The organism is Halostagnicola bangensis (genome assembly GCF_054653435.1).
This window is the reverse complement of sequence record NZ_BAAIGG010000002.1, coordinates 1,506,331-1,520,771: the sequence shown is the minus strand read 5'-3', so window position 1 is coordinate 1,520,771 and position 14,441 is coordinate 1,506,331. Positions and strand designations below refer to the sequence as shown.

Sequence of the window (14,441 nt, the reverse complement as noted above, 5' to 3'; positions counted from 1 at the left end):
AACTGGAAACCATCGCTGTCCCTTTATGCAGTTTCGTGTAGACGAGTAGTCCATGACCGACGATACGACACGCCTCGGATTCGGAACGGAAGTCTACGCCGAAGACGGGACCAAAATCGGACGGATTCGCGGATTCGACGAGGACGGGTTCTACGTCACGCTTCGGGAAGGTCTCGAGGGAATGAGCGTCGAACACGTCCGATCCGGAAAGAATTTCGGCGAAGCGGAACTCATGTGGCGTTGCTGGGAGTGCGGTGAGATGGGCAAACTCGATCACGATATTCCGGACAACTGCCCGAACTGTGGTGCCGACCGGGAGGATATCTATTACTGGACCGAAGATTGACCGGTGTCGGTGACCCGTCGTCGGAGAACAGCTTCCGACGAATTTCCCACTGGATCGGACGGGTGAGTGCACGCAGGAACTCCAGCTGACCTTCGGTTCGTCGCCGCCCCTGATAGGGTCGGTTGTAAGTCATTTCCGGCTATTCGCCACCCCGCTCTGGCGACAAACCGGTATACAGGTACAACCGACCCTATGACAGGATAACGACTATCTGGTCGTCGTGTCCTTTTCGGGACATTCGAGACGACTCTCCGGTCACTCGAGTTCGGCTTCGCGGTATTCACTACGCCCTCGCCGCCCTGGTATGTGCTCTTCTCGCGGTCGCGGTGGTGTTCGACCCGTTCCCGTAACCCGAGACGAAAACGGTTTTCACCCCGCTCGTTCCACCTCGAGCCATGCGAATCGTCGTCTTCGGAGCCGGAAGCCTCGGGAGCCTGCTCGGCGGAACGCTCGCACGCGAACACGACGTGACGCTCGTCGCTCGCGACGCTCATGCGTCCGCCGTCCGCGAGGAAGGGCTCCGAATCGAGGGCGAACTCGAGACTGTCGTTTATCCCGATGTGACGACCGACGGCACGGACCTCGAGGCAGATATCGCGCTTTTGACAGTGAAATCGTTCGACACCGAATCGGCGGCAAAAACGCTTGCGACGGGGACGTTCGATGCCGTCTGCTCGCTCCAGAATGGGATGGGAAACGAGGAGACGCTCGGGGCCCATCTGGAGACGACGATACTGTCGGGGACCGCAACGTACGGGGCAATGTTGCGAGACCCCGGCGTCGTCGAGTGTACGGGCCTGGGCGATATCGTTCTCGGCCCCAACGGCGGTGGTCAATCCACTCTCGCGGATCGGGTGGGAGACGCGTTCGACCGAGCGGGCCTCGAGACGACCGTCGCCTGTGACATGCCGTTTCGTCGCTGGAAGAAACTCGCCGTTAACACCGGCATCAACCCGATAACGGCGTTGACGGTGGTCGAAAACGGGACGGTTCTCGAGCCGCCGGCGAGTGCGATCTCGCGGGCCGCAACACGCGAAACGGCTCGAGTCGCACGCGAGAACGGCGTTTCGTTATCGAACAGAGAGGCGCTCGAGGCAGTGAGAACGGTAGCGACGTTGACGCGGAACAACACCTCTTCGATGGCCCAGGACGTACTTGCTGGACGCCGAACCGAGATCGACGCGATCAATGGCTACGTGGTCGACCGGGCCGCAGAACGGGGGATCGACGTTCCGACGAATCGACTGCTCACCGAACTGGTTCGAACGTGGGAACGGGGCCATGCGCCGAACCGAACGTAGCCAACCGGTCGCGAGCACTGCTCGGATCGGAATCTACTTTCGGCGGAACTAACGCAGGTATTCAAAAACTAGCGTCGTAATCAACCACGAATCACGTCTGTGGACGACTTCCTTTAGAACGGTGCGGCTGGTCCTTCGTCGGACTCGCCCTCGTCGTCATCGACGGTCTCGCCGGGGAACGATGGCGTTGCACCGCCCATGTCGCCACCGCCGCCAGCGCCGGTGTGTGCGTTAACCTTCTCGATTTCGGGAATTTCCTTGACCATTCGGCTCTTGATCGCCTGAATCGTCATCGGAGAGATACCACAGCCACTGCAGGCACCACCGAGTGCGATGGTAACCTCTCCGGTCTCACGGTCAAGGTCCTGAATCGCTGCGTTCCCGCCGTGCATCTGAATCTGCGGGAAGTTCCGGCGCAGGAAGTTCGTCACGCTATCTTCGAGGTCGTCTCCGTCGTTCTGGGTTTCCGTGCTCATGAATTCGTGTTGGTGGCGAACGTCCTTAGACCTTCCGCAGTTTGTATTCGGTTTCTTGGCCCAGGTTCCCGTTTTAGGGCGTGATACCGGCAGACGCGCTACTTAAAAATTAAACACTCGCTGGAGCTCGGTTTCGATCTCTTCGACGTGTTTCTCGAGCACCTGTTCGAATCGTTCTTCTTCGACGACGACGCCCGCGAGTCGGTCGTAGGGATCGTCCGGCAGTTCCACGCGAAATTCACCGTCTCCCTCGTAAAACGGCTCGCTCTCGTTGAGCACTTGTTGGTCAATAGCGTGGACGAGCTCGGAATCGTATCGGTCGTTCATTCGGTTGAACGCGTTCTTGTACGCCTGCTGGAGTTCGGGGAAGTAATTCGCGTACTTATCCTCGAACTTCTCGGAGTCGAAGTCGGTCATGTCGGGTGAAAGGGACAGCGTCACCAAAAGTGGGGCGATTAGTTGTTTTGGCACTGCCAGTCTGGGGTTGCGATTGCCGGATGCTTTTGTTCGTACTCGCTGATATTGTCTCTCTGGCTGATACAGTATCGGGTGCCTACATAGGTGGGATGAATTCGCAGGCCAAACGAGCACCCCGAGCAGTCGCGTTCGATCTGATATGCCACTAACACAACGGTCCCTTCCGAGGGAGGAACTCCCGCCTAATTGGGGACCGGTCGAGACCAGCGACGATCGAATCTCGTATCGTCACAGTCGGTCCTCGGCTACGCTATTTGCGGCTCGAGTTTCCGCTCATAGCTCCCATCCGTCGCTCGGTCTAAGTCGATGCTGGGAGATCCGGTACCGATACTCGGTCGGCGAGTGTTCGGCGACCGAACGACTCGGGAGCGTCACGACCCGTAGCGCCGCACTCGACGCCCTTCTCGAGTGTATGCACCACGTCTACGACTCCGTCGACTCATCGGATAGTCCGCTCGATATTCGCGCTGCCCTCGAGTCGGTGTCTCTGTCAGCGCTCATCCCGGAAGATTCCTCGGCGCTTTCGTGACAATTGATCGGATGGCGGCAACATTCTATATATCGAAATACGATTTATCATCGATAAACGACTCTCCCCCTCAGTATTCGATAGCAACCGTTATCGGAGCGCTACCGCTCGAAACTGATCCCCAGAACCGATTGCGACTCAAAATATGTTCTATGTTACCAATACACGGTAACTAATCGTGGACGAGCACGTCCACCACGTCGGTTCCATCGTGCTCGAGTGCCTCCTCCAGCGTTGGCTCGAGTTCGCCGGGCGTCTCCACGAGGTGCCCGCGTGCCCCGTAACTCTCCGCGTTGGCGACGAGGTCGACGGCTGGTTCGAAGTCCATCCCCACGTATTCGAAGTCTTCGTCGGTTCCGCCGTAGATCGTTTGCATATTGTCCTTCAGGATCCGGTAGTTGCGGTTGTCGGAGACGACGACTGTCAGATCGAGGTCGTACCGGGCCGCCGTGTAGATGGTGTTCGGGTAGTACAGGTACGAGCCGTCGCCGATGTAGCCGATCACCTCGCGTGACTCGTCACGCATCGATTCGGCCAGGGAGGCCCCGACGGAAGCGGGGAGTCCGTAGCCGAGTCCGCCGCCCTTGTTCGAAATCATCTGTTGTGGCGAAAGCGAGAACCGGGTCAACAGCGGGTACTTCGACGTTATTCCTTCGTCGACGATGTACGCGTTCGGCACAACGGCCTCGAGTGCGTCTACGAGTTCGTGTTTCCCCGCCCGGGTTTCATCCTCCGAGCTCTCGTCAACGCCCATCTCCCGGATGAGCCCCTTCATCGATTCTTTTACCGCACGAACGTTCTCGAGTCGGTTCTCGTGTTCGTCTTCGGAAAGCCGATCCGAGACGCGGTCCGCCAGATCGGCCATGACGGTGCCGGGATCGCCGAGTATCGCCGCGTCGGCGCGTTGATTCTTCCCCACTTCCCAGGGGGCGTCGCTCAGGTGGATGCAGGTCGTTTCCGAATCGACCAACGGCTCTTCGTGGCGCATGAGGGTCGTATTTGTCGATATCCCGGCGAAGACGAGCGTATCCGTACTCATCAACATCGACGCGATGTCCTCATCCGGCGGCACGAAGGAGATCCAATGATCGTGATCGGTCGGGAAGTTGATCTCGCAGGCAAGGATCTCGCCGTGGACGCGTGCGCCCGACGCCTCCGCGAGATCGACCGCGGCGTCGACCGCGCTCTCACCCGCTCGAGCCACGTGGTCGCCGACGATCATGACGGGGTCGTTCGCCTCCGCCAGCAGGGTCGCGGCGTGCTCGAGTTGGTCCGTATCTCCGCCGCCAGCGGTCGGAACTGGGCCGAGCGGTTCGATTTCGTCCGGACTGGTCTCCGAGAGCATGACGTCCATCGGGAGCCCGAGGAAGACGGGACCGGTCGGGGGCGTCAGTGCGACCCGAAACGCCCGGCGAAGCATCGTCGGCAGGGCGGTCACGTCGAGCACTTCGTCGGACCACTTGCAGAACTGCTCGGTCATCTCGACGAGTTCGCCCGACAGCAGCGGTTCTTCGTGCCGAAAGTCTCGTTCGTGGTTTCCCGCCGTAACCACGAGTGGCGTTCCGGCCATCTTCGCGGCGTAGATGTTCCCCAATCCGTGGGCGAGCCCCGGGGTGATGTGGAGGTTCACGACCCCCACAGGGTTGATCGAGGGGTCGTCGTCGGCGTGATACCGTCGCGTACTGGCGTATCCGGAGGCCATTCCCACCGCCACATCTTCGTGAAGGCCCAGGACGTACTCGAGTTCGCTTTCCGAAAGGGCGTTCATCACCGGCAGTTCCGTCGTGCCGGGGTTCCCGAACACGTGTGAAACGCCGTAGGACTCGAGGGCGTCGACGAACAGATCTGCTCCTGTGTACGTTGTTGTCATGGCTTGTTCACACATTGTTGGGAACCTACAAAAAGCGACGCGTCTCCCGGCCGCGAAGTCGTTTTCTCTCTCTAATAAACTATACAGTGCTATATTCAATTACGTCTCGCCGGTCAACTGAGTACGATACTATCCTGATCTCGATTGATGGAAGCGGCGAGTCGAAAGCTCGCCGTCGCCTGTCTGTACGCGGACGGCGTCGCTACTCGACGAATTTTACCGTCGGTCGCTGGCCTCGAGGCGGTCCCGTCTGCTTTGTCCGATGGCTGTCGCCTCGCGGTGGCGTTTCGAGCGGAGCGCTTATGGGTTTGTCAGTCCTATTGTTGACAGCGACAGTCGGTCATATGAACTCATACCTCCCATTTTCGATCGATTTTCACGTTCACTCCGATGACTCCTACGACGGGCACGAACCGATCGAGCTCATCTTGGAACACGCCGCGGATATCGACCTCGACGGCGTCGTAATCACGGACCACGACGAAATCGAGGAGTCCCGCCGCGCGGCGAAACTCGCCCCAGAGTACGGCCTGATCGGTATCCCGGGCGTCGAAGTATCGACTCGCCACGGCCACCTCTTGGCCGTCGGCGTCAAAGAACGTCCGAAGCCAGGAATGGCGTTTACGGAGACGGTCGAACGCGTGCGTGAACTCGACGGGATCGCGATCGTTCCCCATCCGTTCCAGCGCTCGCGCCACGGCGTCCGAAAACGCCGGATCAAAGACGCCGACGCGATCGAGGTGTACAACTCGATGGTCTTTACCGGCTATCGAAACCGCCGTGCGCGAACGTTCGCCAGAAAGCGAGAATATCCCCAAATCGGTGCTAGCGACGCTCATTACCTCCCGAACGTCGGAAAGGCCTACACGGAGATTCTAATCGAACCCGAGCGATCGGCGGAGACAAAAGCCGATATCGACGGCGACGAACTCGTCGACGCGATTCTCGAGGGCCGAACACAAATCCGCGGAAAGCGCACGCCGATTCACAAAAGTACGGTCCAGTACGCCAAAGGTGCCGTCCGAAAGTCGACGTACATGCTCACCAAGCGAGCGCCGCTAGTTCCGACCGTTCCTGCTTCGATGGACCGGTCCTGAATCTACGCACCCAAAACCGTGATGTTCTCGGATCCTCGAGTTGCACGTTCCCCGCTTCGATATCGCTCTATTCGAGCTGTTCGCCCACGATCTCGTCGGCTCGCTCGATGAACGCCGACTCTTCCCCGGCGGGAACCGTTGCACCGGCGGCGACGTCGTGACCGCCACCGTCACCGCCCACTGCCTGTGACGCATCGCTCATGACGACCGAGAGGTCGAGTCCGTTCCTGACGAGACTGTGAGTTCCTCTTGCAGAGACCTTGATTTCGACATCCTCGCCGTCGTTCCCTTCCTTTTCGGCGAACGCGAAGATCGGCTTTCCAGTGGTGATTCCGTCGTTGCCCATCGCCATGCCGGCGACGATTCCCACGATGGTCTCTCGAATGCGGTCGCCTGCGTCGAACCACTGCACGTGCTCCTCAGTCGTTACACCCTCCTGTGTGACCAGATCGATCCCCTTCGAGAGGTTTTGCCGGTGATTTCGAAGGAGCGTTCGGGCTCTCTCGAGCGCCCCCTCGCGGTTTCCGAGGCAGACGCCCAGCCCGACATCGGCTCTTTCGTATCGCGCTGTAGCATTTAAGAGCGTGGAAAACTCGCTCGCATCGCGGAGCTCCGTTCCGACCGGTTCGGCGCTTAGAACGTAGGAGGTACCCACGAGACCGTCGATTTTGGATGCCGGGACGCCGGTCGAGACGGCTCGCTGGACGAGCGCGCTCGCGACGGTTTGTTTTTCCTCGCCGGTCAGCCCGGACCAGCGCCGCCACTCGCCGTCGCGTTTCAACTCGAGGTCGAGTCCGTCGAGAAATCGGAGCGCGCCGTTCGAGTCGTTCGAGATGCCGGGAATGTAAACGTCGGTAGAGTACTCGAGCAGTTTCGGCAACGGACGGGTCTGTTTACCGTAAATCGCCAGATCGGTTGCGGTCTCGAGGACGCCTGCTTCGACGCCCTCCTCGACGATCCCTTCGTTCGCGCCGTGGAGTTCGCCGCCCGAGGCTTGCATGTCGCCGACGGCTCCGACGACGGCGAGCGCGGCGAGGTCACGATTGTCCGCTTGTGGTCCCGTTCCGCCGGCGGGCGGGTTTGTGGCGGTCCCGGTTCCACACTCTGGGCTTGCCCCGCTCTGGGCTTCGGTTCCGCCGTCGGTTGCGATGCATCCGTCAGGTTCGTTCCCACCTCCGGCCGTTTCCGCGAGCGCTCGAGCGAGGACGTAACTCGCGCCCGCACCGGATAACTCCGACGCGCCGTTGATTCCGAACAACAGCGGGTTGAGGTGGTACTCTGTCTCCCTGTCTGCGGGCTGGTGATGGTCGGCGATGACGGCCGTGAACGCGCCGTCGTCTTCGTGCTCGCCGATCACATCGAGCTGGCCGCTCCCGAAGTCCGTAAACAGCACCGTCTCGTACTCTCTGGCGGCAATGGCCGCGATCGCCTTCTCGTCGAGCTGTTTTTCGAAGACGGTTTCGAAGGGGATGTTCGCACGCTCGAGTGCGCTCGCGGCGATCGCCGCGCTGGTGAGTCCGTCAGCGTCGATGTGGGAGGCAAGCAGCACTTCCTCGGCCTCGCATAGCCGCTTGGCGCACTCGCGGGCGCGATCGTCGAGTTCGGGGACGGGGCCTGACATTCGTCTCGGTCGGTTGTGGGTCGGCTTCCGGGATAAAGTTGCGGTCCGGCGTGGAGGGACGCGTTCAGTTCTGCCTGCTACTAGTGGAGCGACATTCAGCGTGTCTATTCTCCGTTGGATGGCTTCTGCGATGCTTTTTCAGCAATCTTCTCTGTGAAACAGCTGGTATCGATGAATCACTGAGTCGCATACTGGTGGGAGCTTCCCTCCGGACTACCGTGCTAGTTTGTGTTCATATTCGGCGTCGAGGACGATAGGCACGCCGGGTACACAGTCTTATGTCACGGCCCTAACTCCTATGGCGAATCCGAATGAACAATATGTCTATACCGAATACGATCATCTCCTATCGATGACCCTCCCCAATCCAACACGGCGGGCCGTCGTTGGCGCGGGCGGACTCGCCGCTGCGCTCGGCGTTTTCGGCGGCACCTGGGCCCTCGCCAACGGATCGGATGACCGCCCCGGCGCCTGGATTCTCACCTCCGGCTCGGTTCCGAGCAGTATCGATCGGCTCGTCCACGTTCGCGTCGACGACCTCCAGACGGACGATATCGCTCGAGCGGGTGCGTTGACGCTTCTCGATTCGCCCGCGTTCGCAGACGTACCCGACGCGATCACGTCGTTCATCGACCGTGAAACGGTTACTGACATCGAGGCCGACGGTCTCGCGAAACTGGTCCTCGTTGGCGACGATGACGGGGCGGCGGCGCTGGCGTGGGTAACCTGGAGCGAAGCCGACTTGCTGGCAGAACTCGAGTCGATCGCCGACGAGACGGCCGAAATGGTCACCGACGGCGACTCTCCGATTCGCGTTGTTGGCGAGGCAGCTGTCGCGTCGATCACGGAAAACCTCTTTGTCCTCGGTGAGCGGGAGACGGCGACGTCGGTAGCGGCCGTCTGGAACGACAAATCCGATCCGTTGGCCGGTCCCCTCCTTGATGCGTTCACCGCGGCGACGCGAGAGGCGCCCGTTCGGTTCGCGGTTGAGCGCCCCGTTAGGAACTGCCGAGATACCGTCGGCGGCGAGGAGACGGCAAACCGGATTGGATACGTTTCCGGGGACGCGTTCGCCGAGGGCGATGTACATGTTTCGACGGTAACGTTTCGAAGCGACGAGTTCGACGACGCCGAGGCGGTCGAGGAAGATGTGGTGTCCTCCCTCGGATTCGGCGGTCGGGACGACCTCCCTGCGGATGACATTTTCACTCACGACGGAATGCGACATGTTTCACTCGACCGAGATGGGACACGCGTGATGCTGAACTACCGGGCGCCGGCTGACGAACCGACCGACGTAATCGACGCGTTGTTCGCCGCGATCGGGTGCGGGTACGGGACGTGAATCGCCTCGGGGTCAAACCGTTCGAGAATCTTCGATTCTCGTGACTAAGCGAAGATAAGCTGAGCGCAGTTTCCGCGAAGTCTGCGAAACTGAGGGCTTTGCTTGATTACGAAACTCCTCGATTTCCGAACGGCCCCGGCATTCTCCTGGTCCGCTTGTAAACCGAGAAAACCGCCTACTCGAGTTCGGCGACCGTTTCCCGAGCCAGCGTCTCGAAGGTCGCTTCGCTCGAGACGACGTCGACGTCGACGCCGAGCTCCGCCGCCGTTGCCGCGGTCGGTTCGCCGATGACGCCGACGACGGCGTCGTTTAGCCCCTCGAGGGCGTTCGTTGTGTCCCCGTTCGCTCGCGCCCGCGCGGCCTCGAGGAAGTGTTCGACGGTCAGCGACGAGGTGAAACACGCCGCGTCGAGTCGCCTTTCTGCCGCGAGTTCGACCGAGTCGCCGCTTGCGTCGGGGCGAACGAGCCGGTAGAGGATCGTTTCGTGGAGGTACGCTCCCTCGCGTTCGAGGCCCTCGAGCAACACGTCGCTCCCGTGATCGCTGCGAGCCACCTCGACGCGCGCGCCGTCGACCTCGTTCGCGAGCCGCGAAACGAGTCCGCTCGAGGTGTACTCCTCGGGGACGATATCGACATCGTAGCCGACCTGGCGAAGGGCGTCGGCCGTCGCGGGACCGATCGCACAGACGGTCGCCTCGCCGGGTTCCCAGCCGGCGTCGGCGACGAGTTCCGCACCGGTCTTGCTCGTCAACACGACGTATTCGGCGTCGGTCCGTGGAACCGCGTCGGTCGGTTCGACGGCGAGCATCGGGTCCGGAACGGGGTCGACGCCGAGTTCGGAGAGTAGCGCGGTCGCGGTTTCGATCCGATCGTCGTCGGGACGGAAGACGGCGACCGACGGGGTGTTTGTCGACATCGATTATCCCTCCGTGGAACCGTTTTCCTGGCGCTCGTAGTCGTTTTCGATGAACTCGCCGACGGCCTCGCGGGTCGAGGCCACGTCGCCGATCACCGTCACGGCGGGCGGGGAGATGCCTTCCTCGTCGCGGACGTCGACGATGGTCTCGAGAGTCCCCGTCGCGACCTGCTGGCCCGGCCAGGTGCCGCGCTCGATCAGCGCGACGGGCGTTTCGGGAGCCATGCCGGTCTCGAGAAGCGCCTTCGTGTAGTCGGGTAGTCGGCCGACGCCCATCAGGACGACGATGGTGCCGCCCGTCGCGGCAAGTGCGTCCCAATCGACTGCGGACTCTTCTTTGGTCGGATCCTCGTGACCCGTGACGAAACTCACGGAGGAGGCGTGATCGCGGTGGGTAACGGGGACGCCGGCGACGGCCGGCGCGGCGATCGCCGAGGTGACGCCGGGGACGACCTCGAAGGGAATCTCGCGCTCGGCGAGGTACTCGGCCTCTTCGCCGCCGCGGCCGAACACGAACGAATCGCCGCCCTTGAGCCGAACCACGTCCTTGCCCTCGCGGGCGAGTTCGACGAGCCGCTCGTTGATCTCGGACTGGGAGGTGCGTTCGCCGCCAGCGCGTTTGCCGACGTCCTCGCGCCGATCCTCAGGAAGCGTCTCGATGATCTTCGGACCCGGAAGCTTGTCGTGGAGAACGACATCCGCATCGTCGAGCAACCGTTTCGCTTTGACCGTCAGCAGTTCGGGATCACCGGGGCCGCTCCCGACCAGTGAGACGGTTCCGGCCGCTTGCTCGGCGTCGGAATCCGGGTCGCTGTCGTCGAACTGAACCGTGTCTCCCGTCACCTTACTTTCCCTCCGGTTGGTCCTCTCGGTCCGGAAGATTTTGGTCGGTATCGGCTTCGCTCTCGTCGGTTTCCGTTTCACCGTCTTTTCGAGCCTCCGCGATCAGCTCCGCGGCACCGCGGTCTTCGAGGTCTCGCGCGAACTCGATGGCCGCGTCAGCGTGCGTTTCGACGGGGAGATCTCGATTCGCGAGAACGGATTCCTCGCCGTCTCGGTCGAAGACTGTGACTCGAGCCTGGACATATTCTCCCTGCACGATCGCGTAGATGCCGATCGGAGCGATACAGCCGCCGCCGAGTTCCGAAAGCAACGTTCGTTCGACGGTCGTCTCGGCGCGACTGCGCGGGTGGTCGATCGCCGACTGGATATTCCGGGCCGTCTCACCGTCGGTTGCAGTCACCGCGAGCGCGCCCTGGCCCGGTGCGGGAACGAACGTCTTCTTCGAGAGTTGTTCGTACTCGACGTGGTGGGCCAGCCCGCTTCGCTCGAGGCCGGCTTCCGCGAGGACGATCGCGTCGTACTCCGTCTCGATTTCGCGCCCGAGGGCCTGCTTTTCGATCTCCGAGAGGCCGTCGAACCACTCGTCGACGGTTTGATTATTCGTTTCGTCGTCTTCATCGTCGTCGGTGTTCTTGTCCTCGTAATCCGGCTTGTAGCCGCCGGTGTCGCCCTTTCGTTCCTTGTCGGCATCGCTCCGTTCTGCGTGTTCTTCTTGCAACGCGGGTGCGAGGAGTTTCTCGAGTCGCGTGTCGACGTTTCCGCGGAGGGGCTCGACCTCGAGATCGGGGCGTTCCGAGAGGAGTTGGGCGCGACGACGGAGACTCGAGGTTCCGACCGTCGCTCCTTCGGGGAGTTCCTCGAGCGACGTTCCGTCGGGTGTGACGAGGGCGTCGCCCGGCCGTCCGCGCTGGGGGATGGCCGCGGTAACGAGTTCCGACGGCTGCTCGGTCGGCATGTCTTTCATCGAGTGGATCGCGCCGTCGAGGTCGCCGTCGAGGACCCGTTCGTCGAGTTCCCGGACGAACGCACCCGTCTTCCCCAGCCGGTGGATCAGTTCGTCCCGAATTTGGTCGCCCGTGGTCTCGACGGTGACGAGTTCGACCTCGTAGCCGCGATCCTCGAGTTGCTCCTGAACGAGGGCCGCCTGTCTTCGGGCGAGTGTGGACCCTCGTGTCGCCAGCCGCAATGTCCCGCGTGTTCTCATAGACACAGGTCCGGGCCTCACCTATGAAAAGCGCACGCTCTGTCTCCGTTCTGTCATCGAACGGTGCATTCGTGACCACCGAAGCCGAAGCTGTTCGTGAGGACGTTACTCGAAGATGTTCGTCATGACGTTTTTGGTACCGTAACTGAAACTTGTTATCGATGGCAGAACAAACCCTGTACGACCGTCTCGGCGGCGAGGAAGCGATCGGTGCCGTCGTCGACCAGTTTTACGAATACGTTCTCGCCGATGATGATCTGGTCGGGTACTTCGAGGACGTGGATATGCAGGCCCAGCGCGCCCACCAGACCCAGTTCCTGAGCTCGGTCGCGGGTGGCCCCGTCGAGTACACGGGCGAAGATATGGAAACCGCCCACGACCATCTCGGGATCTCGCAGAAGGATTTCGACGCGATTGCACAGTACCTCGGGGAGACGCTGGCGGAGTTCGATGTCGACGAAGCGGATCGGAAGGCGGTTCTCGAGGCGGTCGGCCAGTACGAGGACGCGATCGTCACCGCCGATTGAGAGCGTGGAAGCACGTGTCCTCGAGGAGCGGCGTTTCTCACTGTCCACTGTCGAGGGTGGGCAAGTTCGTATCCCTGTCCGCCACTAGAGGAGGTGTCAGGGCGTCCCCGTCGACCGCCGTCGACGGAACAGATAGTACCCGGCCAGTACGGGCTGAATCGGGGCAGCGAACAGGCTCACTAGTGCGATACCGAGGAAGAGTCCGGGATTCGGTTGCCACGACCCGCCCCGTGCACTGACGTAAGCGGCGTCCTGGTGGATCGCGATCGGAAACGTGCCGAACGCCACCGCACCGGTGAGTGCGACTGCGGCCAGGAGCAGTCCCGGGATCGAGAAGACGACGGCGATTACCGCGGTAATCACTCCGAGTACGGTCGTCATCAGCGAGAGTGCGACGACGAGCCACCAGCCGTTCCATCCAGCTTTCGTCCCGGCTGCCCTGTGACGTCGCGCGAGATAGATGACCCCCGCCGCCGGTGCCCAGAGCAGTGCAAACGTCGCGTAGAGCCAGGGACTCGGCGTCCAGTTCGTGCTCGTGGAGTTCTTCGATCTCGAGTCGCCGTTCGAACTCGAGGATTCTTCTGCACTCGCAGTCCCCTTCGAGTTTGCGGCGGCGATCGAGTCAGACCGAACGTCGCGCGCGTCGACGAAGAGTGCAAGCATCATTCCAATCGTCAACAGGGTGTAGCCGAAGGTCCCGACCAAAAAGAGTCCCCACGCGAGGCCGGGGACGCCGGGATCGGCCTCCTGAATGACTCCGATCGCTCCGACGCCGATCACCGGCGGAAAGAGAAAGCACAGCCGCTCGATAATCCGTCCCCAGTCGACAGCCGAAACACTCGAGGGCCGCTCGAGAGTAATCACGTATCGTGACGTTCCACCCTAGAACGGAAACGTCTGGCGTTGAGTGGTGTTCGGATCCCTTGTCTGGACTGGGAATTCGGAGCCGCTGGGAGCTTTGACGGTATTCCGAGCCGTTGTCAGCATCGAGAACGTTGTGAACGACCCCCTCTGACAATCGACCTCTCTAGAACAGCGCCTCGGGTTCCGTCGGCGGCGTTCGTTTGTGTTCGCTCTCTTCGTGGAGCCGTTCGACCTCTTTTACCTTCTCGGGGGTCGTGTCGGTGAGGCGCGCGGTCACCGAAGCGGAGAGGTTTCCGTCGATGTAGAACGCCAATACGGCGTCGAGCGTGTTGTAGTCGAGTCCGAGCTCCTCCTCGTCGGTACCGTAGTCGACCATCCCGCCGGTCGGCGTCTTCTGAACGATCGACTCGTCGACGCCGAGGTAGGCGGCAACCTGTCGAACCTGCTGTTTGTAGAGGTTCGCGAGCGGGTTACAGTCCACCCCGCCGTCTCCGTACTTCGTCACGTAACCCGTCGCGAGCTCCGCGCGGTTTCCGGTCCCCAGAACGATTCTGTTCTCTCGATTGGCGAGGAGATACGTGACGGTCATCCGGACCCGGGCGCTCGTGTTCCCCACGTATCGCCCCTCCCACTGATCCTCGGCGATATTCCCGCTGTCGGCGTCTGCGGTCTCGAGCACCTCGTTCATGATGGAGTCGATACCGAAGACGTCGTAGGAAATCCCGAGGTCGGTCGCGACGCGCTCGGCGTCGCTCATGTTTTCGTCCTCGTTTACCTCCTTCGGGAGGGTAACTCCGTGGACCGCGTCGGTACCGAGGGCTTCGACCGCGAGCGCCGCAGTCACCGTGCTATCGATACCGCCTGAGAGCGCGATTTCGACGCCGTCAGCGTCGGATGCGTCGACTTGTTCTCGAATGAATTCCAGAAGATGATCGGTCTGTTCTTCGATTTCGGTTTCGGAGAACCGAAGGTCGACTGGCTCGATCGACTCGTCGATTTGGTCGTAGATTTCGGGCATGCAGGTG

The 14,441-nt window shown here is 61.5% G+C and carries 15 protein-coding genes; 6 read left to right on the top strand and 9 right to left on the bottom strand.

Going from position 1 to position 14,441, the window contains the following annotated elements:
* Positions 1-52: 52 nt before the first annotated feature.
* Positions 53-346 carry a DUF7130 family rubredoxin-like protein gene (locus ACYQ14_RS09260; RefSeq protein WP_283836739.1) on the top strand — a complete coding sequence of 98 codons (294 nt, stop codon included), beginning with the start codon at positions 53-55 and terminating at the stop codon, positions 344-346.
* A gap of 395 nt (positions 347-741) precedes the next feature.
* Entirely contained in the window at positions 742-1,647 is a 906-nt protein-coding gene (locus tag ACYQ14_RS09255; RefSeq protein ID WP_459887336.1) for a ketopantoate reductase family protein, read from the top strand.
* 113 nt (positions 1,648-1,760) lie between these two features.
* On the opposite strand, the gene ACYQ14_RS09250 is transcribed toward ACYQ14_RS09255, so the two are convergent.
* Positions 1,761-2,123 (bottom strand): NifU family protein, encoded by a 363-nt coding sequence (locus ACYQ14_RS09250; RefSeq protein WP_283836741.1) that lies wholly within the window; start codon positions 2,121-2,123, stop codon positions 1,761-1,763.
* A 102-nt stretch (positions 2,124-2,225) separates the two neighbouring features.
* Positions 2,226-2,540 (bottom strand): DUF5783 family protein, encoded by a 315-nt coding sequence (locus tag ACYQ14_RS09245; RefSeq protein WP_459887334.1) that lies wholly within the window; start codon positions 2,538-2,540, stop codon positions 2,226-2,228.
* Positions 2,541-2,739: 199 nt separating this feature from the next.
* Here ACYQ14_RS09245 and ACYQ14_RS09240 point away from each other — a divergent pair, with 199 nt between their 5' ends.
* Entirely contained in the window at positions 2,740-3,129 is a 390-nt protein-coding gene (locus tag ACYQ14_RS09240; protein ID WP_459887332.1) for a hypothetical protein, read from the top strand.
* Positions 3,130-3,301: 172 nt separating this feature from the next.
* Here the strand turns inward: ACYQ14_RS09240 and ACYQ14_RS09235 are convergent, their stop codons facing one another.
* Positions 3,302-4,999: a thiamine pyrophosphate-binding protein gene (locus ACYQ14_RS09235; RefSeq protein WP_459887330.1), complete on the bottom strand. Its 1,698-nt coding sequence runs from the start codon at positions 4,997-4,999 to the stop codon at positions 3,302-3,304.
* A 344-nt stretch (positions 5,000-5,343) separates the two neighbouring features.
* On the opposite strand from ACYQ14_RS09235, the gene ACYQ14_RS09230 reads away from it, so the two are divergent.
* Positions 5,344-6,096 (top strand): PHP-associated domain-containing protein, encoded by a 753-nt coding sequence (locus ACYQ14_RS09230; protein WP_459887328.1) that lies wholly within the window; start codon positions 5,344-5,346, stop codon positions 6,094-6,096.
* Between the two features lie 67 nt (positions 6,097-6,163).
* Here ACYQ14_RS09230 and recJ read toward each other — a convergent pair whose 3' ends face one another.
* Entirely contained in the window at positions 6,164-7,717 is a 1,554-nt protein-coding gene (gene recJ, locus ACYQ14_RS09225) for a RecJ family nuclease (RefSeq protein ID WP_459887326.1), read from the bottom strand.
* Positions 7,718-8,069: 352 nt separating this feature from the next.
* Here recJ and ACYQ14_RS09220 point away from each other — a divergent pair, with 352 nt between their 5' ends.
* The gene (locus ACYQ14_RS09220) at positions 8,070-9,062 is read left to right on the top strand and encodes a hypothetical protein (RefSeq protein ID WP_459887324.1); all 993 of its coding nucleotides are present in this window, start codon (positions 8,070-8,072) and stop codon (positions 9,060-9,062) included.
* 175 nt (positions 9,063-9,237) lie between these two features.
* Here the strand turns inward: ACYQ14_RS09220 and ACYQ14_RS09215 are convergent, their stop codons facing one another.
* Genes ACYQ14_RS09215 through hemC form a run of 3 tightly spaced genes read right to left on the bottom strand, consistent with a single transcriptional unit; the run spans position 9,238 to position 12,025 of the window.
* Positions 9,238-9,978, bottom strand: coding sequence for a uroporphyrinogen-III synthase (locus ACYQ14_RS09215; RefSeq protein ID WP_459887322.1), 741 nt, complete (start codon positions 9,976-9,978; stop codon positions 9,238-9,240).
* A 3-nt stretch (positions 9,979-9,981) separates the two neighbouring features.
* Positions 9,982-10,821, bottom strand: a complete 840-nt coding sequence (cobA, locus tag ACYQ14_RS09210) for a uroporphyrinogen-III C-methyltransferase (protein ID WP_459887320.1) — start codon at positions 10,819-10,821, stop codon at positions 9,982-9,984.
* 1 nt (position 10,822) lies between these two features.
* Positions 10,823-12,025: a hydroxymethylbilane synthase gene (hemC, locus tag ACYQ14_RS09205; protein WP_459887319.1), complete on the bottom strand. Its 1,203-nt coding sequence runs from the start codon at positions 12,023-12,025 to the stop codon at positions 10,823-10,825.
* A gap of 161 nt (positions 12,026-12,186) precedes the next feature.
* On the opposite strand from hemC, the gene ACYQ14_RS09200 reads away from it, so the two are divergent.
* On the top strand, positions 12,187-12,552 hold the full coding sequence (locus ACYQ14_RS09200; RefSeq protein WP_459887317.1) for a group I truncated hemoglobin: 366 nt from the start codon (positions 12,187-12,189) through the stop codon (positions 12,550-12,552).
* Between the two features lie 96 nt (positions 12,553-12,648).
* On the opposite strand, the gene ACYQ14_RS09195 is transcribed toward ACYQ14_RS09200, so the two are convergent.
* Both ACYQ14_RS09195 and ACYQ14_RS09190 read right to left on the bottom strand, forming a co-directional pair.
* Positions 12,649-13,413 (bottom strand): hypothetical protein, encoded by a 765-nt coding sequence (locus ACYQ14_RS09195; protein ID WP_459890030.1) that lies wholly within the window; start codon positions 13,411-13,413, stop codon positions 12,649-12,651.
* A gap of 166 nt (positions 13,414-13,579) precedes the next feature.
* Positions 13,580-14,434, bottom strand: a complete 855-nt coding sequence (locus tag ACYQ14_RS09190) for an NAD+ synthase (protein WP_459887315.1) — start codon at positions 14,432-14,434, stop codon at positions 13,580-13,582.
* Positions 14,435-14,441 lie beyond the last annotated feature (7 nt).

What these genes read in the sequence shown, in the direction of transcription:
- ACYQ14_RS09260 (WP_283836739.1), top strand. Translation starts at nt 53, where the DNA reads ATGACCGACGATACGACACGCCTCGGATTCGGAACGGAAGTCTACGCC.
- ACYQ14_RS09220 (WP_459887324.1), top strand. Translation starts at nt 8,070, where the DNA reads ATGACCCTCCCCAATCCAACACGGCGGGCCGTCGTTGGCGCGGGCGGA.
- ACYQ14_RS09235 (WP_459887330.1), bottom strand. Translation starts at nt 4,999, where the DNA reads ATGACAACAACGTACACAGGAGCAGATCTGTTCGTCGACGCCCTCGAG.
- ACYQ14_RS09200 (WP_459887317.1), top strand. Translation starts at nt 12,187, where the DNA reads ATGGCAGAACAAACCCTGTACGACCGTCTCGGCGGCGAGGAAGCGATC.
- hemC (WP_459887319.1), bottom strand. Translation starts at nt 12,025, where the DNA reads ATGAGAACACGCGGGACATTGCGGCTGGCGACACGAGGGTCCACACTC.
- ACYQ14_RS09245 (WP_459887334.1), bottom strand. Translation starts at nt 2,540, where the DNA reads ATGACCGACTTCGACTCCGAGAAGTTCGAGGATAAGTACGCGAATTAC.
- ACYQ14_RS09190 (WP_459887315.1), bottom strand. Translation starts at nt 14,434, where the DNA reads ATGCCCGAAATCTACGACCAAATCGACGAGTCGATCGAGCCAGTCGAC.
- ACYQ14_RS09250 (WP_283836741.1), bottom strand. Translation starts at nt 2,123, where the DNA reads ATGAGCACGGAAACCCAGAACGACGGAGACGACCTCGAAGATAGCGTG.
- recJ (WP_459887326.1), bottom strand. Translation starts at nt 7,717, where the DNA reads ATGTCAGGCCCCGTCCCCGAACTCGACGATCGCGCCCGCGAGTGCGCC.
- ACYQ14_RS09240 (WP_459887332.1), top strand. Translation starts at nt 2,740, where the DNA reads ATGCCACTAACACAACGGTCCCTTCCGAGGGAGGAACTCCCGCCTAAT.
- ACYQ14_RS09255 (WP_459887336.1), top strand. Translation starts at nt 742, where the DNA reads ATGCGAATCGTCGTCTTCGGAGCCGGAAGCCTCGGGAGCCTGCTCGGC.
- ACYQ14_RS09230 (WP_459887328.1), top strand. Translation starts at nt 5,344, where the DNA reads ATGAACTCATACCTCCCATTTTCGATCGATTTTCACGTTCACTCCGAT.
- ACYQ14_RS09215 (WP_459887322.1), bottom strand. Translation starts at nt 9,978, where the DNA reads ATGTCGACAAACACCCCGTCGGTCGCCGTCTTCCGTCCCGACGACGAT.